Raw genomic sequence first — 26091 nt, 5'->3', positions numbered from 1 at the left:
AGTAAAATTAACGATAGATACCTCGTGTTGAATTATGAAGAAATTGGATAAGGTATTGAATATCCAGGTTTTCAGGAAATTCGCACTCAAGCTGCTCAATCGCTTTTTTCATAGAAAATCCCTTATGAAACAGTATCTTATAAGCACGTTGTATCGCAATTCGTGCTTCGGGATTATATCCACTGCGGCGAAGTCGCTCTATATTAAGCCCATATCGTTTCGCAGGATTACCTGAAACCAAAGCAAATGGTGTAACGTCTTTAGTTATCAAACTAAGTGCTCCTATCATCGACATTCGCCCTAATTTGATGAATTGATGAAGAACGGAAAAGGCACCTACAGTTACGTTATCTTCAATGACTACATGACCTGCAATCCCTGAGGAATTAGAAAAAATATTATTATTTCCAACGGAAACATCATGAGCAACATGAACATAGGTCATAAAAACATTACTATTACCAATAAATGTTTCACCACCACCCCCGGCCGTTCCACGGTTTATCGTAACATATTCTCTAATAACATTATCATTGCCAATAAATACCTTACTGATTTCACCTTTAAATTTAAGGTCTTGAGGAATGCCGCCTATAATGGAACCAATACCAATATAATTCCGTTCACCAATTTGAGTCCAACCTTCAATCGTAACATGAGAAGCAATCGTTGTTCCTTGGCCAATTCGGACATGTTCACCAATTATTGAATAAGGACCAATAGTGACATCAGAACCAATTTTTGCTCCTGGAGCGATTAAGGCTGTAGGGTGAATTCCCTTAGAAGATGGGTTAATAGAACTGGGCACATGGGCATGATCTAACGGACTCACAAGCATGATACGACCTCCACAACACCATTAACTTAATACTAAAAAAAAACTGCATCATCGGGAAAGAACTTCCCTGATACACTTTCAAAAATATCGTTTATCCTATGGATAAACACTAGCAAAATACCATAAAACTATTGGCATGATTTAAAAATGATTTCAAATCATGCCCCCAAAATGATTAAGCTAAGTAACTAAGTTTAATGAATACATCACGAACTGCTATTCGCTGATTAAAATAAATATTATTAGAGGTATTGCTGCTACGAATTGAATCAGGTGCAGTAGTCGTCCAATATTGCTCTGTATTAATACCACCCTGAACACCTACAGAACTGCCATTTTTTAAATCAAAATGTGTTGCAATCGCCAAATTGGAACCAATAACTAATGATGACCATAATCTGTTATTGCTATTCTGGGTAAAACTGAATCTACCAGTTCTTGGCACTTTAGGAATAGACGCATCTGTTGTAGTAATCAATGCTTCGTTCCAGGTGGTCTTATAGGATCCGCCCAATAAAGAGGCAGAAACATCGCCAACAAGGCTAAAAAATCGATTTAAATCCCATGCTGCGCCCATTCCAATACGAGGACCAATTCCGAAATATTTCGCTTCATAATCGATTTGGTTTGTCATTGGTTGAATTGTTGGATTAAAAAGCGGAGGAGCAATTGACACCAAATTTCCAACATATTGGGCAGAAAACCCCTTTTTAAACTCTGATGCTTTAATACCGTAGTAACGAGAAAAATGGACATAGTTCAAAAATCCACTTAAAAAATTTCGATGCGTTATTAAATCAGCAGTTTGATAGTCATAATATGAGTTCACCACTGCGCTCGAGGGTCCTACCATATCCTTACCACCTGATGAAGCAATAGAATCGCGAACATCAAATTCAGATTGTACAATCTGGCTCAATCGATTAACCAACACATCGCTTTCACTGGTGACAACAGCAGCGTCTGTACCTCGATTTTTTAAATTGGTATAACTTAATACCACATCATGGCCTTTTTCTGGACCAAATTGATAACCCAAACCTAAACTATAGCCCCAACGTGAATCAGGATTCATCATATGTTCTGTTATTGCACCACCGGTATTCGTTTCCGCATATGGCATTCTATTTATACCTTCATCACTTAATGATCCGTAAATTGGCGCCACATAGCCAAAAAAGCGTTTACTGTCATCCTGGACTTCACCCATGACCCCAGCAAATGATAATGAACTATTAACCATTATTAAACTTACAAGACCGGCCTTCTTAACTTTATGCAACATAATCACCAAAACTCCTTGTTATTATTAATATTCCTGAACTCGAATTTTCACCGCATAATATCAATATACCCAATAGGCGTCTACGTAATTTTTAAGCCAAACCCTTGTAGAACTAATATATGATTTATCGTATCAAACTCGCATTATCACTGAATCAACCCAAACCAGTTAATTCAAAATTAACACCCACATAATTATCAGAGTAGGTATTGCCGCGTACTGTATGCACATACGATGGTGTTATACGGACGGACTTATAGTGATAGTCCACTCCAACGCCATAATTGTACCCATTTTTAGCCAGAAGCAATTGCGGAAGTGCCGAGACAGCGGCAAGGTTTTGATCAACGATGGGTCTGCTGAATGAACGGCTTGTTATCTGAATCAAGCTTCCGCTGACAAAGGGAGAAAAATGCTCATTCACTTGATAGTACAAACGTGCATGCTCTATTAAAGTACCTACTTTTGAAGTCAAGGATGGAACAGAAACATTATCGACTGGGTACTCAAAAATAAAATTTGGTTGATAAAAACTGCTGTAAAAATAAGTTAAATAACCTTGTAAATACAGTGAATTATAAGACTGTCCAAAAAATGTTCGCACCCCAACTGTGCTGTCATGACCGTAATAATGAGCTCGGCCAATGACAGGATTATCCGTATCTCCATTCACTGTATTAGTTTGCTTGAATCGATCCCTGCCAAAACTGGCAAATACATCAACAAATACGGGAAAAACAACCTGCTTCATCACATGTAAAAACACTCCATTATCCTCAATAGAACCGTGACTTTGACTTAAATCATTAGTCAATCTTGAGGTTGTATTCGTATTGGTAGTGATGTTGTATGCATTGATTCCCCAATAGAAATTATAGAAGTTCAGATTGTCTGCACCAGCAGATATAAAATTGCTATGACCTGAATAATGATTGAATGCAGCCCCTTGATAAGAAGAGAATTTAAATTCATCATAAGAGGTATTTAAAACCCCTTTGGGCTTTAAGTAGAGTTGAATTAACTGTTCTATTTCCTGCTTAGTCTTAACACCAGTCGTTGATTCAACCTCCTGATTTTTGGAATACGCTGTTGATACGAATAACATCAGAACAGTCAAAAATATCTTGGTTCTCATTACATTCCCTTATAAAAATTAATTCTAAATATGCTTTGCTCGGCCCAATCCCAAAATAGAAGATCCTTAAGCCAGAGGTACTTGTCCACAACCAACAATAGCAAGACTTGCAATAACATTCGGATTAGTATTAGCTGCATTATTTGCGTTCCATTCATTCACCTGATTCTGAGTCACATGATAAGCGGCCAACTGTTCTGGTGTTAATTGAGGCGCAACATTGGGTGATTGACAACCCAAAAGTCCAAATACCACGAACAATAGTGACCAGCGACCGTATTTATAGGTTAAATATCTTTGCATGTTAAAACTCCTGTAATGTTCAATACCATTGATGAATCATGTCTGTATCAATTAATCGGGGTGATTACACCTTCATAAACATCTCTTTCTTCGAAACTCACTTGGATTGATTCAATTTGGATGAGATGGAAACAACTATATAAATCAAAGGAAATAGAGATTTTCAAGTAACCTTTCAATAATTCCCAGTAAACGTCATCTCGAATTTATTGAGAAACTACTGTTACACTAATAAACTGCATGAAATTATATAGATTTTCGTTACATTATCATGTCAGAATTACATACAACATTCCAGATTTTACTTTCAAATCGTGTTTTCAACCCTGTACGAAACCGAAGTAGCAAAATTTAAAAGCAGCCCACTCTATTCTTTACTCAGAAATTTTGAGAAGATTGATTTAATTTCAGCAGTAAGCCAACCCCGAACTCTATTATTATGATTAAAAACTAAGGATGGATTTATGAATTTATTTCGATTTAAACAGGTCATCATTCTCATGCTGGCTTCGCTCACTTTTGGAGCCTTGCACGCATCGGAACCCAATATTGTGAATGAACAGGCTAAGCTATCAATACAAGCCGTCATTGTTCCATCAAATCCTGAATCCGGATTAATATCCTGTCGCAATACATTGGCCAACTGTCTTGTGACAATGACGTTTACAAATCCAAACAGAGGTTATGTAACTATTCTAAATTCTTCTAACATTAATGCATTAAATGTCATGGCAACCCTGCCTGAAGACTGGAATGGTGATGTAGTGCAAGTCTCCACATGTGAGTTATTAAAAGCAGGGGAATCCTGTTCATTGGTTTTTGAACTCAGCAGTACTGCTTCTAGCCCACATAACTTAAGAACCATTCCAGTAAAAGGGAGCAATACAACAACGGTGCTTTTTGATATGGTCGTTACCCCTTAACTACTCATTTAAATGAGGCCTGTAGGTATCAATAATTACTTAAGGCCTCGTTCATTTGATCATTAAAAGCTAAATGCAACAGTTTTGCATTTTCTTCCTATATGCTTATAATCGAATCTCTTCTCATTAAAAAGGGACTAACATGATTTACCCTAATATTCTGGCCACTATAGGACATACCCCAGTGGTAAAAATAAATCGCTTGGGCCGCAACTTAAACTGCGAACTCTACGCCAAATGTGAATTTTTCAATCCCGGTGGCTCGGTTAAAGACCGCATTGGATATGAGATGGTTATTCAGGCTGAACGAGAAGGAAGGATTAAACCTGGAGACACCTTGATTGAGCCAACTTCGGGAAATACAGGAATAGGCATCGCACTGGCTGGAGCCGTATTAGGTTATAAGGTTATTATCACCATGCCGGAAAAAATGAGTCAGGAAAAACAATCCGTTCTTGAACTCCTGGGGGCAAAAATATACAGAACGCGGACTGAGGCCGCATCACACGACCCAGACAGCCACATTTCCCTGGCAAAAGACTTAAAAGCAAAAATACCGAATTCTCATATTCTTGATCAATACTCAAACCCCAATAATCCTAATGCCCATTATCATGGAACAGCCCAGGAAATAATTGATGATTTTGGTATGGACTTACATATGGTAGTCGCAGGAGTCGGAACAGGGGGTACAATAACAGGCATAGCAAAACGATTAAAAGAATATAATCCAAAAATTCAGATTATTGGTGTAGACCCGGAAGGCTCAATACTGGGTGGGGGCACTGAAATCAAATCTTATCTTGTTGAAGGGATAGGGTATGATTTCTTTCCTGACGTTTTGGATAATCATTTAATTGATGCCTATGTTAAGACAAATGATGCGGATTCATTCCACATGGCAAGACAATTAATTCGTGAAGAAGGATTACTCGTAGGAGGATCTTGCGGTTCGGCTATGTGGGCTGCTTTACAGGCTGCAAAATCCTTAACAAAAGGACAAAAATGCCTGGTCCTTTTACCGGACTCCATTCGTAACTACATGTCAAAATTTGCTAATGATGAATGGATGAAACACCAGGGTTTTCTATAAAATGAACACCGTGCATGTTGAAATTGGCTCCTCTCTGGAGTCAATTCAATACCTAAAGGATTTAGTACTCTGGGTTCTCGCAGCCAGGTTTAACTCAAAACATCACTCAGCAGATCAGGCGGCTGGGCTGGCTGTTCGCATACCCGGTTTATCCATATAATCCAGCAAAAGATCAGGATCTACCTGATTGATGCTAATCCACTCCGCCAAAGTTCCAGCTAATTCTTCATTAACGTAGTGTTCGTTATTAACATCCTCAACTTTAACTACTCTACCTTCTGGGGCGGTTAATCTTGAGAAAAATAATTTAGGATCCGGTATAATAGAACTTTGTAATGGCAAAAATTTAATATAAAGCGTTATCAGATGGTCTTTCGTCAAGCCTTCCATTAATAAATTCTGTCGCCATTGAGTGTACGTTCTTAAAATTTGTTTATTATCCGTTTTAATCTGATCGATCATTTCAGCAACTGTACCTTTATTGCGTTCGTCGTTTACAACAGGTTCAGGAGGTTTAATTGCCAATTGACCTACATAAGCAAAATCCGCTTCATTTTTGACTCTGGGAAAATAGTTCCCTTCATTAACTTGTAACACTAATTCCACTTTAAGCATATTAGGAGCGCCATTAGAATAAATTTCTCTAAGCCGCAGTTCTTTTCCATGTTCTGTAAAAAAGAGCACAATAGTTATCCCTAAAGCTTGAGATAAAGCTCGAAGAACACTAGAAGGAACGGTTGTACCGGGTTGACGCAGAAAAGCTTTAGGTGTATTAGCATCAAGACCATCAAAAGCTTCACGGTAATTTAATGGATGAGCGTACACTTCATCTATGGTGATTTGGTGTAAAGCATAGGCCAGACATTCGACCACCTCAGATTTACGTGCGCTGTTGATTAACATTCCCATGCGATCCATTGGATTCAGGTATGCCTGATTCGAAATGAATTTGGGATAATGAGCATAAAAACGTTCTAATATTTTCTTTAATGTATAATCATTAACACGAGAGGAATGTTTAAAATAATCAATAAAAGCCACAGCCAAAGCTTGAAACTGCTTTCCACCAACATTAATAAATGTATCTTCTGATGCGGCCTGCTTTTTATCGTGTTTCGCAGGAGCCCTATCAAAAAAGCTGTTTCCGACCATGGTTCTCTCCCACCCCTAATATATATCTCCATTCTAATGAATCAATATTAAGGAAATATTAACAACCTTTTTACAATTTACAGTATTTTTTGACACTAGAACGAATCTATTAAAGGCAAAATGCTTATTAAATCAACTCTAATACTTTTTTTCTTTCGCTTAATTAAAGTTATTTAACAGGTCTTGGATAATAAAAAGCATGGGTATGTTCCTACTCGAAGCATAATACATGCCAATATCAATTAGACATTTGCTCTAAAAAAAGAGCTCTAGAAAGGACACCAATAACCACTAATGCGAGTGAATTACTGCAAATACAGCGAATAAACCCGTGTTGTATTGCTTACCAATACCGTAGGGAACAATGTCTGATGGATTAAAGATACAAATCAAGTTCCAATTTTGCCGTTCCAAAAATATTTTTATAGTTATAGAATGATCCATACCGGAGATACTTAGGTATATAACACCATAAGCCCAGATCAGGGAACTCATAGTGATACCTGACTTAGAATAGTAAAGGAAATTTGTATACAGCATTCTACTGGAAAAGATGGATCTAAAAGGAGAGCGCATGGAGCATTATCAAGATGATGATATAGTCCGCGTCAAAGAGTTACTGCGACATACAGGCGAATTTATCGCTTACTTTGAACTTGCTGAAACCAAGATGTTGGAATGGCGGGAAGAAATTGAACAACAAAATGCCAAGTTACTGCACTGTACTCAAACGCTACATAATGAACTGGCATCAATTAACGAATTGTTATCACAGGCTGGGGCAGCAAAGTTTCGAGTAACGGCAGAAAAAGCTCTGGCGCAAGGGGAAGCCAATCTGCATACATTGGAGCGTAGCTGCAATCAATTCACTCTTAATTTCCAGCAGCATCAGGAAAAACTCAAAACGTTAACAGAGCTTTGTATCGATAAAATTGAAAAACACACAACCAAAGCAACGCAAACTATTGCCGCCCAACTGTCTCGATATGACGTTCATCAATTTCATCGCATTGCCAGTGAAAGTTGTGATCATGTCGAACGAGTAGCAAATGATGCAGTAAACAAGAGTAATAAACTACTCAGCATGTTTCAGTTACGATTTGGACTCTTTGCTGTCTTTACTACACTCTTAACCGCCTTTGTTATTGTACTTTATCTTAGCGATGAACTTCCTTGGGAAATGCATCACCAAGCCATGAATGAACGAGAAGCTGGAAAAGTGTTACTCCAGGCATGGCCCAATTTAAGTCAGGAAGAAAAAGAAAAAATTTTAAATGATGACGGTTTACGGCATGGTTGATGAGAGGTTTAGCTTCTTGCATGTTACAGCAAGTCTGGTCATTCTAATCATTGTATTCGTATTGCTAGTCCATTATTTTCGGCAAAAGGCAAGGCGTTCCAGAATTCAACTTTGGCAGGACTCTTTAAACCTGACAGAGCACGCTCAAGTGTTTAACCAATTATACGCTGAAGTGGATGGATTCTCACTATCTCGTCAGGCAAGGCAAAACCAGGTTGAAGATGCAATTGAATATACCTACGGCGAAATCGAATTTTTTCCCTTTGTAGCACTTTTATCCTTGGTCAATCCCGATTGTGATACTGTATTTTATGATTTAGGATGTGGAGTAGGAAAGGCGGTAATCGCTTGTGGTATGGTTTATCCTGTACGCAAAAGCGTTGGAGTAGAAATCCTGCCTGAACTCTATGCAAGTGCTTGCTCCCAAGTCCAAAAACTGGCAGCTAATCCTGACTATAGGGAGCGAACCGAACACATCCAGATTATCAAGAGCAATATTCTGGATGCCGATTTAGATTTAAGAGAAGCAACGCTTATTTTTATTAATTCCACCACTTTCTTTGGTACGACCTGGGAAAAAGTCAATTCGCTGCTCAGTCATTTACCACTAATTAAAACGGTAATTACAACGAGCAAGCCTTTACAGAACAGTGATTTTACACGGATAAACAGCACAAAATTGCAGATGAGTTGGGGGGTTGTCCCTGTATTTATTCATGTTCGAAAACAAATTTTAACTAACTGGCTTGAAAACATTGAATAATTTTTTACCCCGTCTATACTTATAAAACAAAGGAAAATTGTCAGCACCTGATGTGTCTTGGTAGCAGACTTTAGAACACGCGACAAAACGAGGTGGGTATGATTAAATCGGAACTCATTGAACACATCGCTGCTCGAATGACGCATCTTTCAGAAAAACAAGTAGCTGATGGGATAAATAGAATTTTGGAATTAATGAGTGAAGCGCTTATTAATGGCCAAAGAATCGAAATCAGGGGATTTGGATCGTTTTCATTGCATTATCGGCCACCGCGAAATGCTCATAATCCCAAGACTGGAGAAAAAGTGGTGACTGAAGCAAAACACAGTCCTCATTTCAAACCAGGCAAAGAGCTGCGCGAACGTGTCGATGCCTCCCGAGCAACGTGCCCCTTGCCAAAAGATGATTAACGTTTGATAAGATCCAGGAACCCATTCGATGGAAGCATCATGAAGCTATAAGAGGTCAGGTGGGGATGGTGAATCTTGGTAGAACGGTCAGGGTTGAGTTCAGGTTCAACCTAGCATGGCCGTACCCTAATAAGGACGGACATTTTTCGTGAATCCCGTATTATCTGCGAATACGGGATAAAAATTCTCATTGGTGACTAAGTACGAGGTAAGGTTACACCAGTTTGTCCCTGATATTTTCCACCACGATCACGATACGAAACAGCACAAACTTCGCTTGCTTCTAGAAACAACATTTGCGCCACACCTTCATTTGCATAAATTTTAGCAGGTAACGTTGTGGTATTTGAGAACTCCAGAGTCACATGTCCTTCCCACTCAGGTTCTAATGGAGTTACATTCACGATGATTCCACAACGAGCATAAGTAGACTTACCCAAACAAATAGTCAGTACATTTCGGGGAATTCGAAAATATTCAACTGTTCTCGCCAAAGCAAATGAATTTGGCGGTATGATACAGACATCAGATGTCACATCAACAAAGCTGTTTTCATCAAATGCTTTGGGATCGACAATGGCAGAATTGATATTTGTAAAAATCTTGAATTCATTAGAACAACGAACATCATACCCATAGCTCGACACACCATAAGAAATAATCCGGCCGCCTTCATTTTCCCTTACTTGTCCGGATTGAAATGGGGAGATCATACCCTGCTCACGCGCCATTTTCTCAATCCATCTATCTGACTTAATTGACACTGTTAAACCTCATTGCTTCTAAAAAATAGAGTTCTATCATAAAAACTGCTCAAACGAAAGTTTGAACTCTTAAAAATCATTTATTTTTTTTAGAAACCATTTGAGATAATATCTCACCCAGCTCCATGGGCATGGGGAATATAATCGTTGAATTATTTGTTCCAGCAATCGCGGCTAAGGTTTGCAAATACCTCAATTGCATTGCCTGAGGCTGTTGCGCAAGTACTTGTGAAGCCTGTAATAATTTCTCAGAAGCCTGAAGTTCACCTTCAGCATGAATTACTTTAGCTCTTCGGTCACGCTCAGCCTCTGCTTGCTTGGCAATAGCCCGTATCATACTCTCATCCAAATCTACTCTTTTTATCTCAACATTGGATACCTTTATACCCCAATTATCCGTTTGAGAGTCCAATATTTTCTGCACATCACTATTTAATCGTTCTCGTTCTGACAGCATCTCATCCAACTCATGTTGCCCGAGTACTGATCGCAGTGTAGTCTGAGCTAATTGACTTGTAGCTTCGAAATAATTTTCCACTTGGATAATTGCATTTTCAGGTACCACTACCCGAAAATACAGTACTGCATTAACACGAACTGACACATTGTCTTTGGAAATAACATCCTGACTGGGCACATCCATTACTATAGTACGCAAATCAACCCGAACAACCTGCTGAACAACAGGGATAATCAATACTAAACCCGGACCTTTCACTTTCCAGAAGCGTCCCAACATAAACACTACGCCCCGTTCGTATTCTCTGAAGACCTTAACTGCTGAAACAAGTAGCAATCCAAGTATTATCAATATTACGCCCAAAAAAGCGCCCATCATCGTCTCCCTAGAATTATTTAATCCCTATGACCTTGTGTCATTCAGCAGTTAAATCCTCTACAACCTCCAATAATAACCCATTGATTAATATCACTTTTATATTTTTATTGGCCGCAATGGGCGCTTTTGCCCGAACGCTCCAAATCTCACCACGAATAACAGCTTGTCCATCTGGATTAATGTCTCCTAATGCTCTTCCTTTTGCCCCCACCAACATAATCAATCCATTTCGTACCTTTTGACGGCGTGATTTTATTATCATCCCCAAGAGAACAATGAATATTAGAACATTCAAAAACGCCATAGCCCAAATAGTGGACCAAGCTATTTGAAACGCCGCATAGTCAGTATTCATTAACATGATGGATCCGAGCACGAAAGCAATTGTTCCGCCCACACCGAGTACCCCAAAACTTGGAGTAAATGCTTCAGCAATAAGAAATGCCATACCCAATACAATTAATAATAATCCCGCATAATTTACCGGGAGTAGCTGAAGAGCATATAATGCCAGAAGCATTGAAACCGCACCAACCACTCCAGGAAGAACAAATCCGGGGTTTAACAACTCAAAGAAAATGCCATAAATCCCCAGCAGAATTAACAGATAAGCAACAGTCGGATTTGTTATCACTGATAAAAACCGAGTTCGCCAATCAGGATTGATTCGTTCGATTTGTGGATTATCCGTATTGAGCGTCATTTTATGATTATTTTGCACTACGGTTATGCCATTTAATTGAGCAAGTAAATTGTATTTATCGGTAGCAATATAGTTAATAGCCCCTGATTTATGTGCCTCAATCGCTGTTAATGTAGTGGCGTTAATTACTGCATTTTGAGCAAAATCAGGATCCCTCCCTCTTAATTGGGCCAGAGCGCGAATTGTAGCAACTGCATCATTAGTCATTTTTTTATTCATAGTTGTTGATTGATTTACGTTACTGTCCGGAGAGATTCCAGAATTTAAACTGATAGGGCTTGCAGCACCTAATTGAGTGCCAGGTGCCATAGCCGCTACAGTGCTGGCATATAATAAATAGGTTCCTGCACTGGCAGCACGCGCCCCAATCGGGCTTACATAGGTCACTATAGGGATTTTCGAATTTAAGAATTTTTGGATAATTAATCGTGTTGCATCGTCAAGACCACCAGGTGTATCGATTATTACCAATATTAAATCGGCATTCTGCCCACTATTTATACCGCGATCGATATAATCCACAGTTGCAGGACCTATGGGACCTTGTATATTTAATTCTATAATTTTTGCTGCATTTGCTTTTGTCGTCCCTATGACTATCAAAAGAAGGAACATCATTATTGAACAAATCATGCGAACAGAAGCGACTTCAATTGGATCACTTGAAACAATATCCCTATGCATGGTGCAGGTTTTTCGCATGCTCCAATCCTTTTGAAAGGGTGATATAAGATAAAAGATAGCACAGATTATCTGGAACGTCGGGATGCTTTGACCTATAAACGCGAATTGGATTGCAGTCTGAAAATAGATTCATTTTAGCAGACTGCATTATTGGATAAGATGATGCCTAGAAATAAACACCGATTTGGGCTGACACGGTATCTGCTGAACGTCCTGTCCCCAGGGTAGGAAGATTTACAAATCCAGCAGGGGCTGCACCATTTGCAAATTGAGTTGCGCCATAATCTATATCATGTCGATACTCCAGACTTTCAACAGTATCTTTCCATATCGATATGTTGAATACACCAACGTACCTTTGTTGCGGTAAATTCAAAGCTAATGCATCTTTAGACCATTGATAACCAAGACCAATTGATGAGGGTCTGTTAAATGCTCTAAATGTCATACCCACTTCAGCCTGAGCAGCTTGTGGTCTTGCGCCTCTACCATTAAAACTCAAATCCTGTGGTCTAAAAGCCTGGGTAGCCCCTACCCATTCAGCAGTGAAATTGTATCGGTCGTACCCTATATTGCCGTGTACATCCATGGCCTGAGTTTTACGTACTGCTTCATTACCGTTGGTAATTGAACCAAATCCACCAAACGTAGTGCCTACAGTGGAGCCTGTGCTTTGCATTCCTGCCGCATCATCTATCGAACTGATGTAACTCGCGCCAATTTCACCTGTAACTTCTTGATATTCAAATATATATCCCAGATTTACACCGCCTACTCCTGACCTCCCTAATATCGTGTCACTTCTATAGGCATAGACTGCGGCAAATGGGCCGGTATCTTCCTGAGATTTATAACCTAAAATAAACGGCCTTGTTTTGGTGCGTGCGACATTCATAGTTAAAGGGGCACTGATCATGGAACTTGAGTAACGGCCAAAAGGTACATATAACTGTCCTGCTGTAAAATACAGCGGAGTTTTATCCAGATTACCGATATTCACAAAGCCCATATTGAGATTAAATGCCGAATTATTAATGCGAGGACCTACTGCTGGAGGGCTCTCATCGTAGGCAATAGCGATATAGGCTTCAACATTCTGATTAAGAGCAGCAGCGATATCCAACTCACTTGATCCTAAGGTTAGATCGCCATTTGTATTACTTCTAAAAGGATTGTTAATTACACCTACGGGCTCAGACTTTCCACTCAGCGCGATAATCGGCATCTGTGGTACGGGGTAGCCAATACTTTGATATGCTCTATAGAGACGTCGACGTTGTTGCATCAAGCGAATATCCCGGTTGATACTCGAAATATTGACGATGTAATCTGAACCATCAAAAGCCGGTCTATCTCCCAAATAGGGTGAACTCACAACAGGTGTACCCGCAATATAAGTTACGACCCGATTATCCGCAACAAGAGCGGTCGGATAGAACCCTATTGATTCGGGATGTGCTTCTGGAGCATGTACCGTTACATGAGTCGAATAATATTTATCTCTTTTTTTCTTGCCTTTAGTGACTGCAGGAGCTGCTTGGGGGGTACTTTTTTTCGCTGCATGTTTTACTGTAGCAGGTTCATGTGATTTACTATGCGACACTAATTGCTTTTGCAATCTATCAAGTTGAGTCTGTAAATCTTGAGCCTGATGTTGCAAACGTTGAATTTCACGCTGAAGTTGTTGATCATTTTCCGCATATAAAGGTGTTGATAAACAGGCCAGGGCCAATATGATTTTCTTAAACTTCATGCGGGGTACTCCTGTGTATTATTTTTACATCAACATCGAACAGACGAGGGATTATATCGTGGCAATTTCTTGATGGCTAGAGTTAAATCAGGATCTATTTGCAGATTAGAAAAGACCTTTATAGGCAGGATTAATTAGTTTATATAAATCAATGGGCATTGTTCTTTTTAGTTGTTGAAATGAAAAAGTCAATTTTAATAATGAATTAACAAATTTAATCTATGCTCTCTATGTAATTTTTTCAGTACTGTTCTATTTAACATTCAGCTTGATAATGATAAAAAAAAGCCCATGTACAATGGGCTTTTTATCAATAATTGATTTATTAGGCATTACCTACATATTTCACACCGAAATATGGGCCATAAAGACCATAATCACTGCTGTTAGCCCGAACTGTGGTAAAACCACCAATTCCAACTGTTTGTAAGGCATTGAAATAATTCATTACTTGATAACCGCCTTCAATATTCAATACACCTTGAGCCATAGCATAAGCATAATTTAATCCGAGTTTAGCTTCTAAACTGGGAACAATTGCTTTTTTAGTGCCATAGCGATCCAACAATACTGCCCCTAGAGGTGTACCAACATACCCGTAATTAAAGCGACTTGTTCCATAAAGAATTGAACCTGCGCCATTTGCTGTAACGCTGAATGCGCTGGTTATATCATATGAATAATCAATGCCTACTACAGGACCAACCCCTTTAAAGTCTGTTTTTTCATATTGATAAACAGCATCAATTCCTAAGCGAACTAATTGTGCAGGTGATCGGTAAAAATAAGAGTTTGCTTTATCATTTATATTAGCATACTGCAATCCACCATAGAATCGCATATTTTTAACCAAACCAAAATCTGCATGCTGACCCAACACCAGATTAACCTGATCAAAATAGGTATCATCTTCAATTCGGTAAGGTGAAGATAATGGAGCAAATTGTTGTGAAAATGGAATTAAACCAACAAAGCCATCTCGGTTTGAGTCATTTTGATAATGAACCCAGGTTACTGTTGCATCATTGCCTGTATTAAAATGATAGGAACCTTCTAGTCTATATCCCCAATCCCATTCATTATTTACTTCACGAAAACCTCTAAAAGGTAAGGTATCATGTTGATAAGCTTTATCAGCATCATATACTTGCCTTAAATATAGAGCCTGAACTCCAATATCCCAAAGTCTTGCCTCGCAAGGAACAGTAACATTTCCGGGTGTACACACTGGTCCCATAGTACCAGCAGCTGCAAAGTTACTTGCTGCTAATCCCAATACAGCTAAAGTCGTCTTTTTTATCATAAATACTCCCTTACGTAAAAAAAAAGCCCATCACCTTAATGACGGGCTCTAAAATAATTCTTAAGTTAATAAGAAATTACACATTACCAACATACTTCAAACCAATGTATGGGCCAGAAGCTGAGAAATCAGTTTCAAAACCAACTGCACTTGCTGTGTTATGCAGAGTATTGAAGTAATTGAACCACATGTAACCAACATCCAGGGTCAAATCGCCTTGAGCCATTGCGTAAGTGTAATCAGCACCTAATTTAGCTTCAACTTCTGGAACAATCGCATTCTTAGAACCGTAAGCGAAGTTCAGTCCATCATTGAAACTGCTGGTACCAACTAAAATTGCAGTAGCTGCTTTAGCATAAATTCCGAAACCATTACCGAACACGTAGTTCATGTCAATACCGGTACGTGGTCCAAAACCGCTGAACTCAGAATTTGCGTTAGCTGCGAAAACGCCAAAATCGTAAACGTTGTGATCCATTTGGATTCGAGCGTACTGAACACCACCATGGAAACGTATTTTCTTGTTAGCACTGAAATCAACGAATTGACCTAACTCACCGTTAACAGCATCCCATTTGATGTTGTGACGATAGTGGTGATTGACATTACCGAAGAAGTAACCGTCGTTATCAGTATCTAAATGATACCAGTTAACATTGATGTCATTTCCAGTGTTGAAGTGGTAAGAGCCTTCTAATTTAAAGCCCCAATCCCAATCATGATTCCAATCTTGGTAGTGATCAAAACCGTTAACACGAACGATTTCACGATATCCCCAATCAGCATCATAAACTGGTTGCAAATACAGGGCAGTAATTCCGATATCCCAAGCAGTTCTTTCGCAAGGAACAGTAACGTTACCTGGGGTGCAAACTGGTCCCATAGTACCAGCGAACACTGCACTGCTACCTAAAGCAAGAACAGCTACCGCTGTTTTTTTCAAATTTAACATGCTTATCTCCACTTTTTTATTATTAATTTCCGTTCGTTACCAATTTAATAGTAATCAGCAACAGTACGCATTCTTCGCTCTAATCGAGAGCGTACCTTGATAAATTATCCAGCCGGACTTAAATAAAGTCAACAGTATTGCTGAAATTTCTTAAAAAGTTAACAAATTACACATTACCAACATACTTCAAACCAATGTATGGGCCAGAAGCTGAGAAATCACTTTCAAAGCCTGCCGGAGATGCTGAGTTATGCAAGGTATTGAAGTAATTAAACCACATGTAACCAACATCCAGAGTCAAATCACCTTGAGCCATTGCATAAGTATAATCAGCGCCTAACTTAGCTTCAACTTCTGGAACAATCGCGTTCTTAGAGCCGTAAGCAAAGTTCAGTCCATCATTGAAACTACTGGTACCAACTAAAATTGCTGTAGCTGCTTTAGCATAGATACCAAAACCATTACCAAATACATAATTCATATCAAGACCGGTGCGTGGTCCAAAACCGCTAAACTCAGAGTTTGCGTTGGCAGCGAAGATACCACTGGTGTAAAAATTGTGATCCATTTGGATTCTTGCGTACTGAACACCACCATGGAAACGCATTTTCTTGTTGGCACTGAAATCAACGAATTGACCTAGCTCAGCGTTAACAGCATCCCATTTGTCATTGTGACGGTAATGATCAATCATATTAGAATAATACCCGTCGTTATCTGTATCCAAATGATACCAGTTAACATTGATGTCATTTCCAGTGTTGAAATGGTAGGAGCCTTCTAATTTGAAACCCCAATCCCAATCTTGATTCAAATCTTGGAAGTGATCAAAACCGTTAATACGAACGATTTCACGATATCCCCAATCAGCATCGTAAACTGGTTGCAAATACAGGGCAGTAATTCCGATATCCCAAGCAGTTCTTTCGCAAGGAACAGTAACGTTACCTGGGGTGCAAACTGGTCCCATAGTACCGGCGAACACTGCACTGCTACCTAAAGCAAGAACAGCTACTGCTGTTTTTTTCAAACTAAACATGCCTTGTCTCCACTAAATTATTATTGAGTTCCCATTTTATTGATAACTCACCTTTTAGAGTTGTCAATAGCATGCATCCGTAGTTCAGCTTCGAAGCATGCAACGATATGAGTATCAGCACTGATTTTAAAGATGTCAAGAATTTTGGTGAAAAAATTGAATATTTTCATGGGGATAGCGTTTTTTTAAGCACGTGTTGTAAATTTTGAGCAAATGTTAAATTTCTAACATCACTCAAGATCTGACTTTAGTTTTACATTATTAAGGGGGCGATTTATCGTTTTTTCAACCCCCGTGTTCCTGATTAAGGCATTTAGAGTAGAGATTCACCCATTTAAAACTGTGCTCAAATGGGTGATAAAAACTTTTTTTATATGCATTTCTTTATACATGACCCACATATTTCAAACCGATATAGGGCCCCGATTCAGCAATATCGCCTTCAACCCCGCCGCCAATAGGAATAGCAATTGTATTGTGTAATGCATTGAAATAATTAAACCACATATAGCCTGCATCCAGAATCAAATCACCTTGAGCCATTGAATAAGTATAAGCTGCGCCCAACTTGGCCTCAACTTCAGGAACCATCGCATTCTTCGAACCGTAATTTAAGAACAATCCATCATAAAACCGACTGGTCCCGACCAATACAGCAGTTGCTGCTTTACCATAGACTCCAATTCCATTGGCGAACACATAATTCATGTCAATACCAGTGCGAGGCCCGAATCCACTAAACTCTGAATCAGCATGAGTAAAAAACACACCGCCTCGATAATTATCAAGACTGCCTTTAATTTGCGCGTACTGAACACCACCATGGAATCGTATCTTCTTGTTCACACTAAAATCAACGAACTGACCTAACTCGCCATTAACTACATTCCATTTCAATTCATGATGAAACGTACGATCAGCGATACCATAATAACCATTAGTTACAGGATTTAAATACATCCAGTTAACAGTGAGATCATTGCCAGTATTAAAATGATAGGAGCCCTCCAGTTTGAACCCCCAGTCAAAACCATGATTCCAATCATTATAATGATCATATCCGGCCACAGGTACAATACTGCGGTAACCCCAGTTAGCATCCTCTATGGGTTGTAAATACAATGCGGTTAAACCAACATCCCAGGCTGTACTCTCGCAAGGAACGGTTACATTTCCTGGAGTACAGACTGGCCCCATGGTACCTGAAAAAACGGTGCTGCTGCTTAAAAGAACAACTGTTACTGCTATTTTTTTAACATGAAACATACCTTGTCTCCGATTGAGTGATGAGTGAGATTTATTAGTTCCGCCAAATCAGCTTTTTTTCCCACAAAAAAACATCCACTTGAATTGACTCCAAAGTGGATGCCTCAATTATTTATCTGTTGGTAAACACTGTCCGATTAAACATTGCCAACATATTTTAAACCAATGTAAGGACCGGAAGCTGAAAAGTCAGTCTCAAAACTGCTAGGAAGTCCTACATTTCGCGCTGCATTATTATGTAAGGCGTTAAAATAATTAAACCACATATAACCTACATCCAAAGTTAAATCACCTTGAGCCATAGCATAACTATAATCAGCGCCTAATTTAGCCTCAACCTCAGGTACCATAGCATTTTTAGAACCATAAGCATTACCGCAAACTCCACAGTTATCGTAGAATTTACTGGTACCAACGAGAATTGCTGTAGCTGCTTTTGCATAAATACCGAATCCATTACCAAATACATAATTCATATCAATTCCGGTTCGTGGTCCAACACCATTAAACTCGGAATGATAACCATCTAAATATACCCCGTTTAAATGACGATTCACCTGTGTATTAATGTGCGCATATTGAACGCCACCATGGAACCGTATTTTTTTGTTGGCGCTAAAATCAACGAATTGACCTAGTTCAGCATTAACGGCATCCCATTTGGTGTTATATTGATACAGCTGATCGATAAAGGCCCAGTGATCTGTATCAGCGTCCAGGTGATACCAATTGATATTAATATCATTACCTGTATTAAAGTGATAAGAACCTTCAAGTTTAAAACCCCAAGTCCAATCACCATCAAAATCATGCCAATGTCTGTAATTATTAACGTCAACAAAACCGTTATAACCCCAGTTAGCATCGTAAACTGGTTGTAAATACAATGCAGTTATACCTACATCCCAAGCAGTCGCTTCGCAGGGAACAGTGACATTACCGGGAGTACAGACGGGGCCCATTGTACCCGCAAATGCTGCTCCGCTACCTAAAACCAGTAACGCTATTGTTGTCTTTTTTAAACTCATCATGCCTCTCTCCATCGGGTATTTATTAATTCCATTATTGTATAACGCATCAATCAAAACCACAGGACTTATGCCCTCCCCCAAGGTCGAGACAAAAGAAATTTTTAATGAGGAATTTTAGATAAACTAAATGACCGACTTAAAAATTCCTTTTAACGAGTAGATTGGGCGTTTTTTGTAAGTCCTGAGCAGCAACGCTTCATTTGAAGCGTTTATGTCAGTAACTTTAAGAGTATCTAAAGTGACCGCATAGAAGTCAAGAATAAATTACAAATAATTGAATACTATCAGCAGCATAGCAAACTATGAACGACGAGGTTATTTTTTTATCAGCTCAATGACAACACGCCGATTTGCTGCACGCCCTTCATCAGTATCATTTCGTGCAATGGGTTTTAGAGCCCCAAACCAGGTTACAGACAACTTTCTTTTAGGTACACCAAGCCATAGTAAATAATTTTTTACGGCTTCAGCCCTAAATTGAGAAACCGCATTATTATATCCCTTGCGACCGCTCTCATCGGCATAGCCTACAATTCGAATCACATCAATCTGCATATCAGCTGCAACATATTGAGCAATTCGGCGCAACTGAGATTTGTCTTCATCGGTTAACATTTTACTGTCAATGCCAAAATGAAATACTGTTTCTTTTACATCCTCATAGTCAAAGGGCAATAACCCACCCAGACACTGTTGATATTTTGAATATACTTTCTGAAAGCGAACAGGAGAGAGAGATACTGTGACACTGAAGCCTTCCTCTGATAAATAATTAAAATTAGCCTGATATCCTTGTGATAAAAAAACTAATAATTTTAATGCCGGCTCGCGATTGAGATAGATGCCATATTCACCAGGTTTAATATAGGAGCGTGCAACTACATACGAATTTAATAAAAGTGGTTTCCAAACAGGAGGTTTGGCTACAACCTGAGCAGGCAATGATTTCTGTACTTGATCCCATTTACGTAAGATAAAATGCGGCGTTTTTGTTGCGTATTGTTCAAAATAACCAATACCGTAATTTGGAATGACAAGTGATAATCCACAACGGAGAGGATTTCCGCTCATTTTCCATTGTTCATCGCCCATAGGACTGGCGTAATCTATATGTGGCACTGCTATGGCACTCGTCATGTAGAGCATACTACTCACAAAACTTGCCAATATATTTTTGCCTGAAATATGTCCAAGTGCCATTTTTTGCTCATCCCAATGACCTAATTCATGATATCCTTATGTATCGGCAATGATGCAGGAATCTTTATTATGCACACCCTAATTATTAACCGCCCAGATGACTGGCATGTTCATCTCAGGGACGGGGACCAATTGTTACATACGGTTCCAGCAACAGCTCAACATTTTGCACGCGCATTAGTTATGCCAAATCTAAACCCCGCACTTACTACCTTGCCATTACTACAAAGCTACAGGAAGAGGATAGTCTCTGCTATACCTGAAGGTAATTCTTTTATTCCCTACATGACATTTTATCTGAATGAATCTGTGTCAGCCGATGAACTGCACTCAGCGGCATCAGATCCTTATATTTTAGGCGCAAAATTGTATCCGGCAGGTGCCACAACCAATTCTGAGGCAGGTGCCAAATCATTACATGCACTTTATCCATTATTTGAAGTAATGCAGAGCAATAATCTGGTCTTACAAATCCATGGAGAAGTAACTCATAGTGATATCTTTGAGCGAGAGGCATTATTCATAGATGAATATTTAAAACCCATAATCACTAACTTTCCAAAATTGCGAATTGTACTGGAGCACATATCGACCCAATCTGCGGTTGATTTTGTTGGTGAAGCTCCCCAGACTGTTGCAGCCACAATTACCCCTCATCATCTTTTATATAATCGTAATCATCTATTAGCCGGAGGGTTAAGACCTCATTATTATTGTTTGCCTATTTTAAAACATGAGAGGGATCAACGAGCCCTGCAAAGTGCGATCAGCAGTGGTTCCCCCAAATTTTTCGCAGGTACAGACAGCGCCCCTCATGCAATATCAACAAAAGAAAATGCCTGCGGTTGCGCCGGGATTTACTCGGCTCCGTTTGCCGTTGCCCTCTATACCCAGATGTTTGATGAGCTCAATCAGTTAAATAAGCTCAATCATTTTTTGAGTCAGTTTGGTGCTGAATTTTATCAATTACCAATAAATAAAGAACAGATTGAACTGATGAAAATCCCGCAAAACATTCCTAAGGAAATGCCTTTTGGACAGAATCAGGTCGTTCCAATGGCTGCAGGACAAACGCTGCCCTGGAGTATATATGACCAAGAGTAATACTGTTTTAAGTATCAATATTAAAGAACGATTCCGTGGTTTTTTACCTGTAGTTGTTGATGTTGAAACTGCCGGTTTAGTGCCTCATAAAAATGCGCTTTTAGAAATGTGTATTGTTTTAGTTGAAATGGATTCTGAGGGACAACTAAAACGGGGTGAAAGTCATTTTGAACACATCCTACCTTTTTCTGGCGCGGAATTAGACCAGAAATCTCTGGAATTTAACCAAATCGACCCATTCCAGCCTTTACGTTTTGCAGTGGATGAGAAAGTAGCACTGGAACGATTATTTCAACCAATCTTCACCGCGTTAAAGAAAACACGCTGTCAAAGAGCGGTGCTGGTCGGACATAATGCCTGGTTTGATTTATTATTCATAAAAGAAGCAATTAAAAGAACAGGAGTGAAATCACCATTTCATGCATTTACCTGCTTTGATACCGCAACCCTGGGTGGCTTGATTTATGGACAAACCGTATTGGCGAAAGCGGCTCATGCGGCAGGAATCCATTTTGATCCTCACGAGGCTCATTCAGCTATTTACGATGCCGAGAAAACTGCAGATTTATTTTGTGTCATGACGAATCAATGGCGTAAACTGTCGATGTGATAATTTGGCGGGAAACATTATCCGGAAACGTGGCTCATCATAAAATGATGGCAAACGCTCCCGGATTATAGCTTTTTATAAAGAATCAGAATGCTCAGCCAGATATGCGGCGACACCTTGCGGAGAAGCTTTCATACCTGCATCACCTTTTTTCCAACCGGCAGGACAGACTTCACCGTGTTCTTCAAAATATTGAACGGCATCTATTGTACGGATGATTTCATCAATATTTCGACCAATTGGCAAATCATTAACAATTTGGGATCGAACCATTCCATTAGTATCAATGATAAATGCGCCACGGAAAGCAATACCAGCAACAGGATGCTCAACACCATATGATTGACAGATGCTATGAGTCATATCTGCAGCCATAGTATAACGAACAGGTCCTATACCCCCATTTTTTACTGGGGTATTTCTGTACGCATTATGAGTAAAGTGAGAGTCAATAGAAACCGCGACCACCTCAACATTTCTGCTTTTAAACTCTTCAATCCGGTGATCAAGGGCAATCAGCTCAGATGGGCACACAAAAGTAAAATCCAGTGGGTAGAAAAAGACAACGCCGTATTTACCTTTTAAATGGTCATGTAAATTAAATTTATCAACGATTTCACCAGTACCCATTACTGCAGCTACAGTAAAATCTGGTGCCTTACGCCCAACTAATACACTCATTCTATGATCTCCATTGCAATACGCGAAGTTATCTTCACGCTATTATTATAATTATGCAGCAATCGCATCACGTAACATGGGCTCCAATTCACCTTGCTGAAACATATCAGCAATAATGTCTGAACCACCAATCAATTCACCTTTCACATAGAGTTGCGGGAAAGTAGGCCAATCAGAAACCTGAGGTAGAACCTGACGAATATCTGGATTAGCAAGAATATCAACATAGGCAAAGTTTACACCACAAGCTTCAATGCACTGGACTGCGCGGGCAGAAAACCCACATTGTGGCATCTTGGGTGTTCCTTTCATATAAAGCATAATTGCATTTTCTTCAATTTGCTTTTTAATTTTATCTAAAGTATCCACTTATGCACCTTTTAAATAAATAAATCCTACCAATTATGGCGAAAACCTGACAAGGTCGCAACTAATGATTCGCGTTTGCATTATGATGCAGTAAATCAACCAAGCTGGCAACCTGATGCTATTTCACCAATAAGAGGTGTTATTTGATAAAACAAGTCAATTTGGACTAATAGTATACACTAATTTTACAAAAAAAATAATCAGAACTTACGCCTCCCCCAGGTCCGAGGCAAATGGAATTGTTAATGGGGGAGTTTAGATCCGCTAAATGACCGAATTAACCATTCCTTTTAACAAAGAGATTGGGCGATTTTCGTAAGTACTGATAATAAAATGCTATTTCAAGCACATTGAATATCGTATCCATCCTGCTACACTAAGCGCTTTATAAATCGGAGATTATAATGACTTTTACCCTGCCTCAATTACCGTATGCCCTGGACGCGCTTGCGCCTCATATATCGAAAGAAACTTTGGAATACCACTACGGCAAGCATCATAATGCCTACGTTAATAATTTAAACAAACTCATTGTCGGTACTGAATTTGAAACAATGAGCCTTGAAGACATTATCATGAAGGCAAAAGGTGGGATTTTTAATAATGCTGCCCAGGTGTGGAATCATACATTTTATTGGCATAGCCTTAGTCCAAATGGCGGCGGTGAACCTAAAGGAACACTGGCTGAAGCGATTAATAAAAATTTCGGCACCTTCGCAGCCTTCAAAGAACAATTCACCCAGACTGCAGCAACGACCTTCGGTTCCGGTTGGGCTTGGCTTGTCCAGGATGCTACTGGAGCGATGAAAATTATTAGCACCAGTAATGCAGGCACTCCGATGACCGATGGGTTAACCGCCTTATTAACTTGTGATGTATGGGAACATGCGTATTACATCGACTACCGAAATTTACGCCCCGATTACATTAATGCATTCTGGTCGTTAGTAAACTGGGATTTTGTTAGCAAAAATATGAAATAATTTTTAAGGACGAAAGGGAGACATCATGGCTTTAATCACGACCTACAATCCAATGCCCGTAACCTTTACGCATGGTAAAGGAGTTTGGCTGTACGATGAACAGGGAAAAGAATATCTCGACGGTTTGAGCGGAATAGCGGTTTGTGGGCTTGGCCATGCACACCCCGAGGTGACACAGACCATTCAGGAACAGGCAGCAAAATTACTGCATACTTCTAATACTTTTCACATTAAAGAACAAGAATTACTTGCCGCAAAACTTACTGCCATGGCTGGAATGGATCAAGTGTTCTTTGCCAACTCAGGTGCTGAAGCTAATGAAGCAGCCATAAAATTAACCCGTCTTTTTGGTCATAAAAAAGGTATTGAAACGCCTTCTATTATTGTAATGGAACGAGCGTTCCACGGACGGACAATGGCTACTTTAACTGCATCGGGCAGCCGCAAAGTTCAAGCAGGTTTTGAGCCATTGGTTCCCGGATTTATTCGAGCACCTTTTAATGACCTTGATGCCATACATACTATAGCCGCCAACAGAGAAGACGTGGTTGCTGTCATGTTAGAGCCTATTCAGGGCGAGGGCGGAATTTATCCTGCTGAAGAAGGATACCTTAGATCATTAGCCCAGCTCTGCGAACAACATGACTGGATGCTTATTTTAGATGAAATCCAGACGGGTAATGGCCGAACCGGTAAACTGTTTTCCTGCATGCATTACGCTATTCAACCAGATATTCTAACCACTGCCAAAGGGCTGGGAAATGGGATACCCATTGGTGCCTGTCTCATGAGTAAAAGGGCTAAAGATCTGTTTAAACCTGGCAATCATGGTTCAACATTTGGAGGTAACTCCCTGGCATGCGCGACCGCATTGACTGTTTTAAATGTAATCGAACGCGATAAACTCTGCGAAAAAGTAACCAAAAACAGCGGACTGCTTATGGATAAATTAATTAGCAACCTGGGGGAACATCCTCATGTTAAAGCCATAAGAGGCAAAGGCTATATGATAGGTATAGAGCTGGACAGACCTGCAACAGACATGCGAGCTATCGGTCTTGCCAATGGAGTCTTGTTTAATATAACAGCAGATACCGTCGTCAGACTATTACCGCCTTTAATTATCAGTGAAGATGAAATTGATGAATTGGTTAATCGTTTAACACGATCCATTAATCAATTTACAGCTTAACAATAAGGGGCATTTTGCAATGCCCCTTATAGATTCAGAATAACGTATAGACAAGAATAATCCCCCAGGTAAGCGCGGCATTAATCCCAACAACAAAAATTGCTGCAGATGCCAGATCTTTAGCCAGACCTGACAAAGGATGCTGTTCCAAACTAATTCTATCTACAGTGGTTTCAATTGCTGAATTAAGCAACTCAACAACAAGAAGCATTAATACTGATCCAATCAACAGTATATATTCTACAGCGTTGTTCCCCAGTAGAAAGGCGCAAGGTATGGCGCAGATTAAAAGCACGAGCTCAAATTTAAATGCCCACTCAAAACGACAGGCATATTTAAGGCCATTCCAAGAGTTTTTAAACGCTTTATAAAAATGAATAATCCCTTGCACCATTTATTCGAACACTCCTTTCTTTA

General features: G+C 39.5%; 28 protein-coding genes. 9 read left to right on the top strand and 19 right to left on the bottom strand.

Going from position 1 to position 26091, the window contains the following annotated elements; genetic code table 11:
* Positions 1–7: 7 nt before the first annotated feature.
* The 4 genes from lpxA to IZU94_RS16985 form a co-directional block, all read right to left on the bottom strand.
* Positions 8–838 (bottom strand): acyl-ACP--UDP-N-acetylglucosamine O-acyltransferase, encoded by an 831-nt coding sequence (lpxA, locus tag IZU94_RS17000; protein WP_203113548.1) that lies wholly within the window; start codon positions 836–838, stop codon positions 8–10.
* 175 nt (positions 839–1013) lie between these two features.
* Positions 1014–2123: an Lpg1974 family pore-forming outer membrane protein gene (locus tag IZU94_RS16995; RefSeq protein WP_238400564.1), complete on the bottom strand. Its 1110-nt coding sequence runs from the start codon at positions 2121–2123 to the stop codon at positions 1014–1016.
* A gap of 154 nt (positions 2124–2277) precedes the next feature.
* Positions 2278–3258 carry a hypothetical protein gene (locus IZU94_RS16990; RefSeq protein ID WP_203113546.1) on the bottom strand — a complete coding sequence of 327 codons (981 nt, stop codon included), beginning with the start codon at positions 3256–3258 and terminating at the stop codon, positions 2278–2280.
* Positions 3259–3324: 66 nt separating this feature from the next.
* Positions 3325–3561, bottom strand: a complete 237-nt coding sequence (locus IZU94_RS16985; protein WP_203113544.1) for a hypothetical protein — start codon at positions 3559–3561, stop codon at positions 3325–3327.
* A 464-nt stretch (positions 3562–4025) separates the two neighbouring features.
* Between IZU94_RS16985 and IZU94_RS16980 the strand changes: the two genes are divergently transcribed.
* Entirely contained in the window at positions 4026–4484 is a 459-nt protein-coding gene (locus tag IZU94_RS16980; RefSeq protein ID WP_203113543.1) for a hypothetical protein, read from the top strand.
* Positions 4485–4626: 142 nt separating this feature from the next.
* On the top strand, positions 4627–5577 hold the full coding sequence (locus IZU94_RS16975) for a pyridoxal-phosphate dependent enzyme (protein WP_203113542.1): 951 nt from the start codon (positions 4627–4629) through the stop codon (positions 5575–5577).
* A 114-nt stretch (positions 5578–5691) separates the two neighbouring features.
* On the opposite strand, the gene IZU94_RS16970 is transcribed toward IZU94_RS16975, so the two are convergent.
* Entirely contained in the window at positions 5692–6729 is a 1038-nt protein-coding gene (locus IZU94_RS16970; protein ID WP_238400563.1) for a hypothetical protein, read from the bottom strand.
* Positions 6730–7020: 291 nt separating this feature from the next.
* The gene (locus IZU94_RS16965; protein ID WP_203113541.1) at positions 7021–7224 is read right to left on the bottom strand and encodes a hypothetical protein; all 204 of its coding nucleotides are present in this window, start codon (positions 7222–7224) and stop codon (positions 7021–7023) included.
* A gap of 79 nt (positions 7225–7303) precedes the next feature.
* On the opposite strand from IZU94_RS16965, the gene IZU94_RS16960 reads away from it, so the two are divergent.
* The 3 genes from IZU94_RS16960 to IZU94_RS16950 all read left to right on the top strand — a co-directional run bounded on the left by IZU94_RS16960 (position 7304) and on the right by IZU94_RS16950 (position 9202).
* Complete coding sequence (locus IZU94_RS16960) at positions 7304–8029, top strand: hypothetical protein (protein WP_203113540.1); 726 nt, start codon at positions 7304–7306, stop codon at positions 8027–8029.
* Positions 8022–8792, top strand: coding sequence for a class I SAM-dependent methyltransferase (locus tag IZU94_RS16955; protein WP_203113539.1), 771 nt, complete (start codon positions 8022–8024; stop codon positions 8790–8792). Before IZU94_RS16960 ends, IZU94_RS16955 begins: the two co-directional genes overlap by 8 nt.
* A 98-nt stretch (positions 8793–8890) precedes the next feature.
* The gene (locus IZU94_RS16950) at positions 8891–9202 is read left to right on the top strand and encodes an integration host factor subunit beta (RefSeq protein ID WP_203113538.1); all 312 of its coding nucleotides are present in this window, start codon (positions 8891–8893) and stop codon (positions 9200–9202) included.
* A gap of 197 nt (positions 9203–9399) precedes the next feature.
* Here the strand turns inward: IZU94_RS16950 and dcd are convergent, their stop codons facing one another.
* From dcd to IZU94_RS16900, 10 genes are all read right to left on the bottom strand, one after another.
* Positions 9400–9966, bottom strand: a complete 567-nt coding sequence (gene dcd, locus IZU94_RS16945) for a dCTP deaminase (RefSeq protein ID WP_203113535.1) — start codon at positions 9964–9966, stop codon at positions 9400–9402.
* Between the two features lie 76 nt (positions 9967–10042).
* A complete protein-coding gene (locus tag IZU94_RS16940; RefSeq protein ID WP_203113830.1) occupies positions 10043–10801 on the bottom strand; it encodes a slipin family protein in 759 nt (252 codons plus the stop codon).
* 40 nt (positions 10802–10841) lie between these two features.
* Positions 10842–12140: an NfeD family protein gene (locus IZU94_RS16935; RefSeq protein ID WP_238400572.1), complete on the bottom strand. Its 1299-nt coding sequence runs from the start codon at positions 12138–12140 to the stop codon at positions 10842–10844.
* Between the two features lie 217 nt (positions 12141–12357).
* A complete protein-coding gene (locus IZU94_RS16930; RefSeq protein ID WP_203113529.1) occupies positions 12358–13944 on the bottom strand; it encodes an LbtU family siderophore porin in 1587 nt (528 codons plus the stop codon).
* A 325-nt stretch (positions 13945–14269) separates the two neighbouring features.
* Entirely contained in the window at positions 14270–15247 is a 978-nt protein-coding gene (locus IZU94_RS16925) for an Lpg1974 family pore-forming outer membrane protein (RefSeq protein WP_203113526.1), read from the bottom strand.
* A 76-nt stretch (positions 15248–15323) separates the two neighbouring features.
* A complete protein-coding gene (locus IZU94_RS16920; protein ID WP_203113523.1) occupies positions 15324–16199 on the bottom strand; it encodes an Lpg1974 family pore-forming outer membrane protein in 876 nt (291 codons plus the stop codon).
* A 166-nt stretch (positions 16200–16365) separates the two neighbouring features.
* Positions 16366–17238 (bottom strand): Lpg1974 family pore-forming outer membrane protein, encoded by an 873-nt coding sequence (locus IZU94_RS16915; protein ID WP_203113521.1) that lies wholly within the window; start codon positions 17236–17238, stop codon positions 16366–16368.
* 384 nt (positions 17239–17622) lie between these two features.
* A complete protein-coding gene (locus IZU94_RS16910) occupies positions 17623–18504 on the bottom strand; it encodes an Lpg1974 family pore-forming outer membrane protein (RefSeq protein WP_203113518.1) in 882 nt (293 codons plus the stop codon).
* Between the two features lie 137 nt (positions 18505–18641).
* Entirely contained in the window at positions 18642–19535 is an 894-nt protein-coding gene (locus IZU94_RS16905; protein ID WP_203113516.1) for an Lpg1974 family pore-forming outer membrane protein, read from the bottom strand.
* A 315-nt stretch (positions 19536–19850) separates the two neighbouring features.
* The gene (locus IZU94_RS16900; RefSeq protein ID WP_369410906.1) at positions 19851–20681 is read right to left on the bottom strand and encodes an OmpA family protein; all 831 of its coding nucleotides are present in this window, start codon (positions 20679–20681) and stop codon (positions 19851–19853) included.
* 123 nt (positions 20682–20804) lie between these two features.
* Between IZU94_RS16900 and pyrC the strand changes: the two genes are divergently transcribed.
* Complete coding sequence (gene pyrC, locus IZU94_RS16895) at positions 20805–21839, top strand: dihydroorotase (protein WP_203113510.1); 1035 nt, start codon at positions 20805–20807, stop codon at positions 21837–21839.
* Entirely contained in the window at positions 21826–22449 is a 624-nt protein-coding gene (gene rnt / locus IZU94_RS16890) for a ribonuclease T (protein ID WP_203113507.1), read from the top strand. Before pyrC ends, rnt begins: the two co-directional genes overlap by 14 nt.
* 75 nt (positions 22450–22524) lie before the next feature.
* Here rnt and IZU94_RS16885 read toward each other — a convergent pair whose 3' ends face one another.
* Both IZU94_RS16885 and grxD read right to left on the bottom strand, forming a co-directional pair.
* A complete protein-coding gene (locus tag IZU94_RS16885) occupies positions 22525–23130 on the bottom strand; it encodes a peroxiredoxin (protein WP_203113504.1) in 606 nt (201 codons plus the stop codon).
* 51 nt (positions 23131–23181) lie between these two features.
* Positions 23182–23451 carry a Grx4 family monothiol glutaredoxin gene (gene grxD, locus IZU94_RS16880; protein ID WP_238400571.1) on the bottom strand — a complete coding sequence of 90 codons (270 nt, stop codon included), beginning with the start codon at positions 23449–23451 and terminating at the stop codon, positions 23182–23184.
* 452 nt (positions 23452–23903) lie between these two features.
* Between grxD and sodB the strand changes: the two genes are divergently transcribed.
* Together sodB and IZU94_RS16870 are read left to right on the top strand one after the other, a co-directional pair.
* Entirely contained in the window at positions 23904–24482 is a 579-nt protein-coding gene (sodB, locus tag IZU94_RS16875; protein WP_203113501.1) for a superoxide dismutase, read from the top strand.
* A 25-nt stretch (positions 24483–24507) separates the two neighbouring features.
* Positions 24508–25674 (top strand): aspartate aminotransferase family protein, encoded by a 1167-nt coding sequence (locus IZU94_RS16870; RefSeq protein WP_203113499.1) that lies wholly within the window; start codon positions 24508–24510, stop codon positions 25672–25674.
* A 34-nt stretch (positions 25675–25708) separates the two neighbouring features.
* Here IZU94_RS16870 and IZU94_RS16865 read toward each other — a convergent pair whose 3' ends face one another.
* On the bottom strand, positions 25709–26068 hold the full coding sequence (locus IZU94_RS16865) for a diacylglycerol kinase (RefSeq protein WP_203113496.1): 360 nt from the start codon (positions 26066–26068) through the stop codon (positions 25709–25711).
* Between the last annotated feature and the right edge of the window lie 23 nt (positions 26069–26091).

The organism is Legionella bononiensis (genome assembly GCF_016786215.1).
In the GTDB taxonomy this organism is placed as follows: Bacteria; Pseudomonadota; Gammaproteobacteria; order Legionellales; family Legionellaceae; genus Legionella; species Legionella bononiensis.
This window is presented reverse-complemented; position numbering and strand designations above follow the sequence as displayed.